The organism is uncultured Psychroserpens sp. (genome assembly GCF_947501425.1).
Taxonomy (GTDB): domain Bacteria; phylum Bacteroidota; class Bacteroidia; order Flavobacteriales; family Flavobacteriaceae; genus Psychroserpens.
Map to the genome: position 1 here is coordinate 326,349 of NZ_CANMVN010000002.1, position 12,708 is coordinate 339,056.

The following is a 12,708-nucleotide window of genomic DNA, read 5'->3' on the forward strand; positions in this document are numbered from 1 at the left end:
GATGTCTGAAGAAACCCAAGCTGAAAAACATAAGTGGAAGATCAATTGGACTACAGATAAAATAATGAGTACGTCGGCTCTTTTTATAAGTGTCATCTCATTAATTGCACTCTTATACCAATCATATCTGGCACGTGAAGAAAATAAACTCATTCAAAAACAACAGAGTGCTAGTGTTTTACCTTATCTGAACCAATGGTATACTGATAGTAATGAAAAATTCCAACTGGTTATTGGTAATAAAGGTGTTGGCCCAGCTTTTATAACTAAAGTAGAACTCACCTTAGATTCTATTTATAAATTTGACAACTCAGATGATTTATTCAGAAAACTGTTTAAAGATCATGAAGGTATGGATACCATTCCTTATACAACCAGCACCTTAATTAAAGGCTTTGTATTACCAGCAAACGATCAAATAAATATCATTGAAATTCGAGGTCAGGATAATATAGCTGCCTTTGGAAAAGCAATGTCTAAGTCAGATATACAATACGAAATCACCTATGAGGATGTATATGGCACTATGTGGATACTAAATGATAAAGAGAATACGCCAATACTATTACCTGAGTAGCATTAGCCCTAAATAAAAGGTAAGCTAATTGCTTCCCTTTTTTTAATTTATATCCCACTTATATAACTTCCATAAGGATCTTTAAATTGAATGCCTTCAGTAAAACGATATTTACTCAACTGTTTAAATTCTACTAATGCCCAGAGCACAAACTCTTTTACAAAATAACTATCCTCCTTTTTGAGATTGGGTTGATATTCGCCTAAGAGATCGCCTAATGGAGAGATTGCATCTAAAAGGGCTTTATATTCTTTATCTCTAAGATCATCCAGAATTTCAAAGCCATCTTGCTGGTTAAAAAACCAGGATATAATATCATCATAAGGTGTGTCTTCGTCTTCCTTTTTGAGTTTTTCTATCTTCGGAAAGAACTCAGGAAACAAACTTTTCACGGCTTCACCAATTAAGTTATAGGCAACCATAGCTGCACCTTCCTGCTCGCCTTCGTACACCAATTCTACCTTTCCAGTAATGGAAGGGATGATTCCAACAAAATCACTCAAACGTAACATCGTTTGTTCATCACCTGCTTTTAATGCTCTTCGTTCTGCAGTACTTAATAGATTTTCAAGCGCTGTGATACTCAGTCGTGCACTCACACCACTTTTAGCATCAATATATTCGCTCTCTCGTGCTTCAAAAACAATTTGTTCCAATAGATCACGTGCAAGATCAGGAACAGTAACAGAATCTTTCTGACTTTCTAACACTTTGGCTTCCTGTTCGGTAATCAGTCTTGCTGTTTCGATATCTACAGGATAATGGGTTAGAATCTGACTCCCAATACGATCTTTCAAAGGAGTAACTATACTTCCTCTGTTGGTGTAATCTTCTGGATTTGCAGTAAATATAAACTGAACATCTAAAGGCAATCTCAGTTTAAATCCACGAATTTGAATATCACCTTCCTGCAAAATATTAAACAAAGCCACTTGAATTCTTGCTTGAAGATCAGGCAATTCATTAATAACAAAAATGCAACGATTGGCTCTTGGGATCATTCCGTAGTGAATGACGCGATCATCAGCATAACTCAATTTTAAATTTGCGGCTTTTATAGGATCAACATCACCAATAATATCAGCAACCGTTACATCTGGAGTGGCAAGCTTTTCTGCAAAACGTTCACTTCTATGTAACCACGAAATAGGTGTATCAGCTCCCCTTTCAGCAATGAGTTCGGTAGCAAAACGTGAAATAGGATGAAAAGGATCATCATTAATTTCAGAACCACTTACTATTGGAATATACTCATCTAGTAAATTCAGCATTAAGCGCGCTAATCTTGTTTTTGCTTGTCCGCGAAGTCCTAACAAATTAATATTATGTCGCGATAGGATGGCACGTTCCAACTCAGGAATTACCGTATTTTCATAGCCATGAACACCTTCAAAAGCGGTTTGTCCATTCCTGATTTTTTCAATAAGGTTATCACGCAATTCGTCCTTTATGGATTTTGATTGGTATCCTGTAGTCTTTAATTCACCTAAGGTTTTTATAGTTTCTATTTTCATAAGTTTTTTATCCTCTAATTCTTTTTTTTCTGTTTGTTTCGTAATCTTCAAAAATCATTTCACCAAGTCCTTTCAATCCTGTATAAAAAGCTTTGCCCTGATTAGCTCTGGTAAACTCCTGAACAAATTGCATCAAATAACGATCTTGAGCAATCATAAATGTTGTAATGGGAATATGTAATTTTCTAGCTTGTTGTGCCATAGCATAACACTTATTCGTAATGTATGGATTGAGTCCGTTACTATCTTTATAATATTGTCCGTCGGGTAAACGCAGGCAACTTGGCTTTCCATCGGTAATCATAAAAATTTGCTTATTGGTATTACGCTTTCGTCTTAACAAATCCATTGCTAATTGTAGACCTGCAACGGTATTGGTATGGTATGGTCCAACCTTTAAATATGGTAAGTCTTTGATTTCTATTTGCCAGGCATCATTTCCGAAGACAAGAATGTCAAGAGTATCTTTTGGGTAACGAGTGGTAATAAGTTCTGCCAAAGCCATGGCTACTTTTTTGGCTGGAGTGATGCGATCTTCACCATAAAGAATCATACTATGACTGATATCGATCATCAATACTGTACTCATTTGCGATTTGTGCATGGTTTCTTCTACCACAAGATCATCTTCAGTTAAACTGAAATCACCAATACCATGATTAATTTGAGCATTTCGTAAACTCTCGGTCATTGAGACTTTATCGAGTGGGTCTCCAAATTGGTAATTTCTGAAATCTCCTGTATGTTCGTCTCCAAGTCCAGGGCTTTTACTCTTGTGATTGCCTTGCCCGCTACGTTTTATTTTTCCGAAGATATGATCTAATGCTTGTTGCCTGATAGCACGTTCGGTTTTTGCAGTAATAGCCATACTTCCTTTACCATCAGGATCGATCTCTTCTTTGATATACCCTTTCTTTTTTAGGTCTTCAATAAAATCGTCTATAGTATATTCGGCAGTTGTAAGCTTGTATTCTTTATCGAGTTCTCTAAGCCAGTCAATAGCTTCATCAAAATCGCCAGATGTATGTGTAATCAACTCTTTGAAGATTTCAAAAAGTTTTTCAAAAGGAGATTGATTAGGTGCTTCGTAAGGTTTAAAAACAAAGCCTTTTCTAAAATTATTTTTCTGTTTCATTGCACTATAAAAATAATGCTTTTTCAACTGAAAAATATTAAAGCAATTATAAAATTACTCTACGAATTTTAATTTTTGAAGATTTTCGATTTTGATCTGCTTTCCTTGAGTAGAAATGAGTCCTTCTTTTTTAAACTGAGATATGATTCTAATTGCCGATTCGGTAGCAGTTCCAACAATATTAGCATAATCTTCTCTGGATAATACTATTCTTAAAAATCCGTGATTATCGGTACCAAAACTATTATGAATGTAGATTAAAATATCAGCCAGACGTTGCTTTACTGATTTTTGCGCCATATTAACAATGATATCTTCAGAATCTTTAAGGTCTTTGGTCATTTTCTTGAGTACTTCCATAGAGAAATCTGGATTCTTTTCAAGGTCATTAAGAATCTCACGTTTTGGTATAAAACACACCTGCATATCATTTAGGGCTGTAGCCGTTAAATTTGTAGACTCCTCTCTAATCAATGAGTTCTTTCCAAGAAGATCGCCTTTAACAACTAGCTTGACAATTTGATCTTTACCATTAGCACTTAACTTAGACAATTTACAAATACCATCTTTGACACAATAGATGCCGTTAAGGTGTTCACCTTCTTCAAAAATGACATCACCTTTCTTGATCATTTTTGATGTTTTACATCCTGAAATTCGCACTAGTTCATCTTTTGTTAGCGCTTTCAAAGAACTAAACTGCCTAACAATACACTGCTCGCATTTACTCATACCTAAGTTTTAATCTAATAGTAAAAATACTAAAAACATGACAAATATCATATTTTGTTCGCACTTCTTTTGTGACTTTTGTTACAGGTATAAATGAGCAAATAATTATGGAACAAACTTCTTGTTTCCACTGTGGTGATGATTGTAGTATATCAATTATTTCCTATGATGATAAAAACTTCTGCTGTAATGGCTGTAAGACTGTTTATGAGATTTTCTCAGAAAACGACTTAACTTGTTATTACGATTTAGAAGCGTCTCCAGGTGCTGTTCCAAAAGAAATTCAAGGTAAATATGACTTTTTATCTCAGGAGAATATTATTGAAAAATTAACCGAATTTAACGATGGCAACACACAAATTGCTACGCTTTATATTCCTCATATTCATTGTAGCTCCTGCATATGGATTCTTGAAAATCTCAACAAATTAAATGCTGCAATTACCTCATCTCAGGTTAACTTCGGAAAGAAAACTGTTCGGGTCACTTACAATTCTAATGCGTATTCATTAAAGGATGTCGTGCTGCTTTTAAGTGCTATTGGTTACGAACCTTATATCTCACTGGACGACTTTAAAACAGGCAAGCAAGATGTGAACAGACAACTCATATATAAACTGGGTATTGCTGGTTTTGCCTTCGGAAATGTGATGTTCTTGTCATTTCCTGAGTATTTTGAAGTTGGAGAATTCTGGTTAGAAAAATACAAACACCTTTTTAGATGGATCATGTTTGCGTTTTCATTACCTGTGGTTTTTTATGCAGGTCAGGATTATTTCATTTCAGCTTACAAAGGACTGCGTTCAAAACTATTAAATATTGATGTCCCAATAGCATTAGGTATTGCGGTGTTATTCATAAGGAGTACTGTAGAAATTATTTTTGATCTGGGTTCTGGCTTTTTTGATAGCCTGACAGGATTGATCTTCTTCTTACTTCTCGGTAAATTCTTCCAGCAAAAAACCTATACCTTCTTATCATTTGAACGCGATTATAAATCCTATTTTCCAATTGCTGTCACTAAAATAAACACCACTGGTGAGGAAACTCCAATTCAGGTATATGATATCAAAAAAGGAGACCGACTCTTAATCAGAAATGAAGAACTGATTCCTGTTGATGGTATATTAATTAACGGAAAAGCAAGAATCGATTATAGTTTCGTAACAGGAGAATCAGAAACTGTAAGTAAAGTGTCTGGAGACAAACTCTTTGCTGGAGGCAAACAAACTTCAGGTGTAATAGAAATGGAAGCTATCAAATCTGTAGAACAAAGTTACCTCACTCAATTGTGGAGTAATGATGTGTTTAGTAAAAACAAAGAAGACAGTTTTACAACCTTGACCAACACCATAAGCAAACGATTTACTATTGCTGTTTTAAGTATTGCAGTAATTGCCACAACATTTTGGTTATTTACCGATGCTTCAAAAGCAATGAATGTATTTACAGCTGTATTGATTATTGCTTGTCCGTGTGCTATTGCTTTGTCTGCTCCTTTTACCTTCGGAAATTTGCTGCGTATCTTCGGAAAGTTAAAATTCTATGTAAAAAATGCTGGTGTTATTGAGCAATTGGCTGCTATCAATACGATTATCTTCGATAAAACCGGGACCATAACATCAAATAAAAAGAGTACAGCAAACTATGAAGGTGAAACTCTAACTGTTTCCGAAGAAACCCTCTTAAAGAATACACTTCGGGGTTCAAACCATCCTCTAAGCAGAACATTGTATGATATTTTAGATGCTCATAATATCATTTCGCTCAATCATTTTGAAGAGCATTTGGGTAAGGGAATTGAAGCTAGTCATAATACAGATCATATCAAAATAGGATCAGCAAGCTTTGTTGGAGCTACAGAAACCTCATTATTAAACACAACTGTTCACATCAGTACTAATGATAAGTACAAAGGCAAATTTACATTCTATAACTCTTATAGAAAGGGCTTATCAAAATTATTCAATACACTAAAAAAACAATACGACCTTGTTATTCTTTCTGGAGATAATGAAGGTGAGTATGAGAACCTTAAAAAACTATTGCCTTCAAAAACCAAATTGATCTTTAATCAAAAGCCTGATGACAAATTAGAATACATAAAATATCATCAAACTGAAGGTGCTAAGGTTTTGATGATTGGCGACGGACTTAATGATGCAGGAGCTTTGGCACAAAGTAATGTTGGCATTGCATTGTCAGAAAATGTAAATGTATTTTCTCCAGCTTGTGATGCAATTTTAGATGCTTCAAAATTTAATACGCTAGATCAGTTTATAAGTGCATCAAAAAGTGCTATAAGCATTATAAAATGGAGTTTTATTCTGTCATTTATTTATAACATTATTGGCCTCTATTTTGCTGTAACCGGACAATTATCACCAGTGATAGCAGCTATTCTGATGCCTTTAAGTTCAATTAGCATTGTAGTTTTTACAACCATAGCTACCAATTTTTTAGGTAGAAAATTGAACACAAAATAATATGATGTACAAAAGACTAAAAAAAGAAAATTATTTAATCAAACATGACATAAATCATGTTTTAAGAACGTGTTCAAACGTAATTTTGAACCATAACTTCAAATAGGTATGAGTGTTATATATATTTTATTGAGTATCAGCATTATTGTTGCTATTGTATTTTTTATTGCGTTTATAACTGCAGTAAGACAAGGGCAGTTTGATGATAGCTATACACCATCTGTTAGAATGCTTTTCGAGGACGAACTCGTTAAAGAGCAACCAAAACCATCTGTTAAAATCAAAAAGACTAATTAAATTATTATGGAAGTTCAACAGTTTCATTACGATAACAAAATCGTTAAAAATTTCCTCTATGCAACCATGCTTTGGGGAGTTGTAGGAATGCTAGTAGGATTAATCCTCGCATTCATGTTTTTATTCCCAAATATGACCGACGGTATTTCGTGGTTGAGTTTTGGTCGATTAAGACCATTACACACTAATGCTGTAATCTTTGCATTTGTGGGAAATGCCATTTTTGCTGGTGTGTACTATTCTACACAACGTTTATTAAAAGCAAGAATGTTTAATGATACACTAAGTAAAATCAATTTCTGGGGTTGGCAATTAATCATAGTTGGTGCTGCAGTAACACTTCCTTTGGGTTATACAACATCAAAAGAATATGCAGAACTGGAATGGCCTTTTGATATTGCCATTGCAGTAATCTGGGTTGTTTTTGGTTGGAACTTGATTGGAACTATATTAAAAAGAAGACAACGTCATTTATATGTGGCTATTTGGTTTTACATCGCCACATTTGTAACCGTTGCTGTATTACACATATTTAATAGTTTGGCATTACCTGTAAGCGGACTTAAGAGTTACTCAGTTTATGCAGGTGTTCAGGATGCTTTGGTACAATGGTGGTATGGTCATAATGCAGTAGCATTTTTCTTAACAACACCATTCTTAGGATTAATGTATTACTTCGTTCCTAAAGCTGCAAATAGACCAGTATATTCCTATAGATTATCTATTGTTCACTTCTGGTCATTAATCTTTATATACATCTGGGCAGGACCTCACCACTTATTGTATACAGCACTTCCTGGTTGGGCGCAAAGTTTAGGTGTTGCCTTTTCTGTGATGCTTATTATGCCATCTTGGGGAGGTATGATCAACGGACTCCTTACCCTTCGTGGTGCTTGGGATAAAGTGAGAACAGATCCTGTTTTAAAATTTATGGTTGTTGCAATTACTGGTTATGGTATGGCAACCTTTGAAGGACCAATGCTATCTCTGAAAAGTATGAATGCCATGGCGCATTTTACAGATTGGATTATTGCACACGTTCACGTTGGAGCATTAGCATGGAATGGTTTCCTAACCTTCGGTATGATCTATTATTTAGTTCCGAAGTTGTTCAAAACAAAATTACACTCTGTAGCACTTGCAAATTTACACTTCTGGATTGGCACCCTTGGAATTATTTTCTACGCACTACCAATGTATGTAGCAGGTTTTCAACAATGGGCTATGTGGAAGCAATTTAATCCAGATGGAACATTAGTATATGGTAACTTCTTAGAAACCGTAACTGAAATTATGCCGATGTACTGGATGCGTGCTATTGGAGGTACATTATACATTACTGGTATGCTCATCTTAGTGGTAAATATTATCATTACAATTAGAAATGGTAGTAAAGTTACCGATGAATTAGCTGAAGCTGCTGCACTTAAACGTGTATCAAAAAGACGTGTTGCTGGTGAAGGATGGCATACATGGTTAGAACGTAAGCCAATCAAATTGACCATATACGCTACAGTAGCTATCTTAATTGGTGGTATGGTACAAATTATTCCAACACTACTAGTAAAATCTAATATTCCAACCATTACAAGTGTACAACCTTACACACCTCTTGAACTTGAAGGTAGAGATATCTATATCAGAGAAGGATGTGTTGGCTGTCACTCTCAAATGGTGAGACCATTTAGAAATGAGGTTGAACGTTATGGCGAATATTCAAAAGCAGGAGAATTTGTTTATGATCATCCATTCCTCTGGGGAAGTAAGAGAACTGGACCAGATCTACATCGTGTAGGTGGTAAATATTCAGACAACTGGCATTTAAGTCATATGTACAATCCACAAAGCACCTCATCTGGTTCCATTATGCCAGCTTACCAATGGTTAATTAGAAATGAATTGGATAAATCGCAAACCGAAGCTAAGATGAAAGCCATGGTATCATTAGGTGTTCCTTATTCCGATGAAGATATTGCCAATGCGCAACAAAGCATGTTAGAACAAGGGACTCAGATAGAACAGAATTTATACTCAGATCCAGATTTCGTGGCCTCTTATGAAGCTGATAAAGAAGCTGGTGGTGAAGCATTTGTAGAAATGCGAAATAGAGAAATTGTAGCTATAATAGCGTATTTACAACGTCTTGGTACTGATATTAAGGTAGAAGATCAGGAAGTAACAACAACTCAAAACTAATTAATCATGTTAAAATTCGTAAAAAATCATATGGAAAGCATCACAGGCATAGAAATCTATCCTTTGATCTCCCTAATCATATTTTTCAGTTTTTTCGTCATCTTATTTTGGTGGGTAATTACTGCAAAAAAAGACTACATCACCAAGGTGAGTAATATTCCGTTAGACAACCAAAATCCATCAGAATTATGAGAAATATACCATCATGGATAAGAATACCTGTAGTATTCTTTATCATTTTCGGACTTACAGAATACGTTATAGATTCTGGTGATCAACCAGCATTTATGGAACAACCTATTATATTACTATTCTTAGCATTAGTATTATTAATACTCATAGCTATTGAAGCCATAGTAAACTCAATAGATAATGTTTTATATCAAAGTTTAGATGCTGAGGCAAAAGCTAGATATGATGCTAAGCGTAGTGCACCATCTAAATTAGTGGCCTGGATCAATGGGCTTTATAATAAATCGTTAGGTCAAAAACCTATTGAAGAAGAACACGAAATCATCTTAGATCATAACTATGATGGGATTAAAGAACTTGATAACGATTTACCACCTTGGTGGCTATATGGCTTCTACGGAACAATAATCTTTGCTTTTATCTATTTAGGCAAATACCATGTATTCAATGGAGACACTCAATTCGATGAATTAGATGCTGAAATCGCTCAGGCTAAAATTGATATTGAAGAGTATAAGAAAACAGCTAAAGATTTGGTCGATTTCAATACAGTAACAGTATTGACCGACGCAGGAGATCTAAATGCAGGTAAGAAAATTTTTGAACTCAACTGTGTCGCATGTCATAAAGCCGATGGTGGAGGCGGTATTGGACCTAACCTAACCGACAAACACTGGATCTTAGGAGGCGGCATCAAAAATGTCTTTAAAACAATATCAGAAGGTGGCCGTGACGGAAAAGGAATGGTGGCCTGGAAACAGAGTTTAAAACCATCAGAAATGGCTCAGGTTGCTAGTTATGTATTGCAATTTCAAGGGACAACACCTGCCGAACCTAAAGCTCCTGAAGGGGATATTTGGGTGAGTGAAGATGCACCTGCTGAAGCTATACCAACCGAAGCTATTGAAGTAAAAACTGATTCTGTAATTACTGTAGAAGAAGAATAAACACATGGAAACGCCCGAAAACGAAACCTTTAGAGATTCTATTGGAACTATAACTGAAGAAGGAAAACGTGCCTGGGTATTTCCTAAGAAACCTAGTGGACGCTATTACGAGAAACGAAAGATTGTAAGCTACATTCTATTGGCATTTTTATTTGCCGCACCTTTCATTAAAGTTGGTGGGAATCAATTTTTAATGTTCAATGTACTGGAACGTCGTTTCAATATTTTCGGTTTTCCGTTTTGGCCACAAGATTTTTACCTATTTGTCATTTCTATGATTATAGGTGTCATCTTTGTCACACTATTTACAGTAGGTTTCGGACGTATTTTTTGTGGATGGATTTGTCCGCAGACCATATTTATGGAAATGGTTTTCCGTAGAATAGAATATTGGATTGATGGTGATAGAAATAAACAACGTAAACTGCAAAGACAGAAATGGGATGCAGAAAAAATTAGAAAGCGCCTTTTAAAATGGTTTATATTTTTAGTGATCTCATTTTTGATTGCTAATGTATTTCTAGCTTATTTAATTGGAAGTGATAAACTCATAAAGTACATAACTGATGGTCCTTTAGAGCATCTTAGCACTTTGTTTCCGCTACTTATTTTTACCGCTGTTTTCTATTTTGTATTTGCATGGTTTAGAGAGCAGGTATGTATTATAGCTTGTCCTTACGGAAGACTACAAGGTGTATTATTGGATAACAAATCTATTGTAGTGGCTTATGATCATAAACGTGGTGAAGGTGAAAACGGGCGTAAAAAATTTAGAAAAAATGAGGATAGAGAAGCTCTTGGACATGGTGATTGTATTGATTGTTTACAGTGTGTTCATGTGTGTCCGACAGGAATTGATATTAGAAACGGTACACAATTAGAATGTGTTAATTGTACGGCTTGTATTGATGAGTGCGATCACATTATGGAAAGTATCAACTTGCCTAAAGGATTGATTCGTTATGCTAGTGAAGATAATATTGAGAAGAAAAAGAAATTTGAATTCACACCAAGATTAAAAGGTTATACAGCTGTATTAGTAATTTTAATTGGTGTATTGTCAGGGATGCTTTTACTAAGAAATGATGTAGAAGCCAGAGTATTAAGATTACCTGGTCAGTTGTATGAGCGTAAAGATGGTAATATTATTAGTAACGTGTTTACCTATAAATTGATAAATAAAACAACTGACACTATAAGCAATGTGAGTTTCAAATTACGAAAATATAAAGGTGAAATAAAACTTGTTTCTACAACAGATGATTTTATAGTGCCAGCTCAAGGTTTAGCTGAAGGCACCTTGTTTATAGAAATAAATAAAAGTGAGCTTAAAGGCAATAAGAATAAATTAATGATTGAGGTTTACAATGATGATGAACTCATCGAAACCACTACTGTTAATTTCTTAGGGCCAGCAAGCTATAATTAAAATATAGATTGTTATGAAATTTAACTGGGGAACAGGAATTGTATTAGCTTTTATAGGCTTCATTGCCTTCATTATGTATTTCGTTATCAATATGAATACAGTAAAAAAGTACGATACCGATTTAGTCACTGAAGATTATTATAAAGCCGAATTAGAATATCAAAATGATATCGACAAAGAGAGTAATGCTAAAAATTTAGCATCAAATGTCTCTTGGAAACGAACTGAAAACGGTTTAGAAATCTCGTTCCCTGAGGAAATGAATACAAAAGAAATCACTGGAAAAGTGTTCCTATATAGACCATCTAATAAACAATTAGACTTTGAAACTGCAATTTCTTTGTCTAACCACAATTTGCTCATACCTGACAAACGTTTGTTAGATGGTCGTTGGAACATAAAAGTTGATTGGCAATATAAAGGAAAATCATATCTCTTCAAAGAGGAGATCTCTTACTAACCTTAAACTATGCTTTGGTCTGCACTCATATTTGGTCTTTTAGGAAGCTTTCATTGCATTGGAATGTGCGGTCCTATTGCCTTTATGCTTCCTGTAGACAGAAGTAATTCAACCAAAAAAGTTTTCCAAATTTTAACATATCACTTCGGAAGACTTCTCGCTTACAGTCTTATTGGTTTAGTCTTTGGATTAGTTGGTAAAGGGTTGTACCTCTTTGGTGTACAACAGCAATTATCCATAGTGATTGGAATTTTAATGATTGTTATCGTTCTTATTCCAACTCAAACATTCAACAGGTATAATTTTTCAAAACCAATCTATAAAGTGATTTCTAAAGTTAAATCATCTTTAGGGCAAGCTTTAAAAAAGAAATCGGCAGACACCTTTTTAACGATTGGTTTTCTTAATGGATTTTTACCATGCGGATTAGTCTATATGGCGGTTATAGCCTCTATAGCTACACAAAATGCTGTGCAGAGCAGTCTATACATGTTTTTATTTGGTATAGGAACCATACCGTTGATGACCACTGCAATTTATCTGGGTAAATTTTTAAATGCTACAGTAAAGCAACGCATTCAAAAAGCCATTCCTGTATTTGTAATCATTATCGGACTACTATTCATTATTAGAGGTATGGGATTAGGAATTCCTTATTTATCTCCTACTCCAGTCGTAGAGATGGCATCAAGTACTATAGACTGCCATTAAATGTTAATCATTACACTTTTTAACCTATTCAT

Annotated in this window: 12 protein-coding genes; 9 read left to right on the plus strand and 3 right to left on the minus strand. The window is 34.8% G+C overall.

Annotation, left to right across the window (positions count from 1 at the left end):
* Position 1: 1 nt before the first annotated feature.
* On the plus strand, positions 2–577 hold the full coding sequence (locus tag Q0951_RS03980) for a hypothetical protein (protein WP_299334537.1): 576 nt from the start codon (positions 2–4) through the stop codon (positions 575–577).
* A 47-nt stretch (positions 578–624) separates the two neighbouring features.
* Here the strand turns inward: Q0951_RS03980 and Q0951_RS03985 are convergent, their stop codons facing one another.
* Genes Q0951_RS03985 through Q0951_RS03995 form a run of 3 tightly spaced genes read right to left on the minus strand, consistent with a single transcriptional unit; the run spans position 625 to position 3,958 of the window.
* Entirely contained in the window at positions 625–2,091 is a 1,467-nt protein-coding gene (locus Q0951_RS03985; RefSeq protein WP_299334539.1) for a sigma 54-interacting transcriptional regulator, read from the minus strand.
* A 7-nt stretch (positions 2,092–2,098) separates the two neighbouring features.
* Positions 2,099–3,226 (minus strand): VWA domain-containing protein, encoded by a 1,128-nt coding sequence (locus Q0951_RS03990; protein ID WP_299334542.1) that lies wholly within the window; start codon positions 3,224–3,226, stop codon positions 2,099–2,101.
* A gap of 54 nt (positions 3,227–3,280) precedes the next feature.
* Positions 3,281–3,958, minus strand: a complete 678-nt coding sequence (locus Q0951_RS03995) for a Crp/Fnr family transcriptional regulator (protein ID WP_299334545.1) — start codon at positions 3,956–3,958, stop codon at positions 3,281–3,283.
* A gap of 107 nt (positions 3,959–4,065) precedes the next feature.
* Here Q0951_RS03995 and Q0951_RS04000 point away from each other — a divergent pair, with 107 nt between their 5' ends.
* From Q0951_RS04000 to Q0951_RS04035, 8 genes are all read left to right on the plus strand, one after another.
* Positions 4,066–6,444 (plus strand): heavy metal translocating P-type ATPase metal-binding domain-containing protein, encoded by a 2,379-nt coding sequence (locus tag Q0951_RS04000; RefSeq protein WP_299334548.1) that lies wholly within the window; start codon positions 4,066–4,068, stop codon positions 6,442–6,444.
* 108 nt (positions 6,445–6,552) lie between these two features.
* A complete protein-coding gene (gene ccoS, locus Q0951_RS04005) occupies positions 6,553–6,741 on the plus strand; it encodes a cbb3-type cytochrome oxidase assembly protein CcoS (RefSeq protein ID WP_299334551.1) in 189 nt (62 codons plus the stop codon).
* Positions 6,742–6,747: 6 nt separating this feature from the next.
* Positions 6,748–8,937 carry a cytochrome-c oxidase, cbb3-type subunit I gene (gene ccoN, locus Q0951_RS04010; RefSeq protein WP_299334553.1) on the plus strand — a complete coding sequence of 730 codons (2,190 nt, stop codon included), beginning with the start codon at positions 6,748–6,750 and terminating at the stop codon, positions 8,935–8,937.
* Positions 8,938–8,943: 6 nt separating this feature from the next.
* Positions 8,944–9,129: a CcoQ/FixQ family Cbb3-type cytochrome c oxidase assembly chaperone gene (locus Q0951_RS04015; protein WP_299334556.1), complete on the plus strand. Its 186-nt coding sequence runs from the start codon at positions 8,944–8,946 to the stop codon at positions 9,127–9,129.
* On the plus strand, positions 9,126–10,076 hold the full coding sequence (locus tag Q0951_RS04020; RefSeq protein WP_299334559.1) for a cbb3-type cytochrome c oxidase N-terminal domain-containing protein: 951 nt from the start codon (positions 9,126–9,128) through the stop codon (positions 10,074–10,076). The genes Q0951_RS04015 and Q0951_RS04020 overlap by 4 nt, the downstream gene beginning before the upstream one ends.
* A 4-nt stretch (positions 10,077–10,080) precedes the next feature.
* Positions 10,081–11,505, plus strand: coding sequence for a cytochrome c oxidase accessory protein CcoG (gene ccoG / locus Q0951_RS04025; RefSeq protein WP_299334561.1), 1,425 nt, complete (start codon positions 10,081–10,083; stop codon positions 11,503–11,505).
* A gap of 13 nt (positions 11,506–11,518) precedes the next feature.
* A complete protein-coding gene (locus tag Q0951_RS04030) occupies positions 11,519–11,965 on the plus strand; it encodes a FixH family protein (RefSeq protein ID WP_299334562.1) in 447 nt (148 codons plus the stop codon).
* 9 nt (positions 11,966–11,974) lie between these two features.
* Complete coding sequence (locus Q0951_RS04035) at positions 11,975–12,676, plus strand: sulfite exporter TauE/SafE family protein (RefSeq protein ID WP_299334564.1); 702 nt, start codon at positions 11,975–11,977, stop codon at positions 12,674–12,676.
* Positions 12,677–12,708 lie beyond the last annotated feature (32 nt).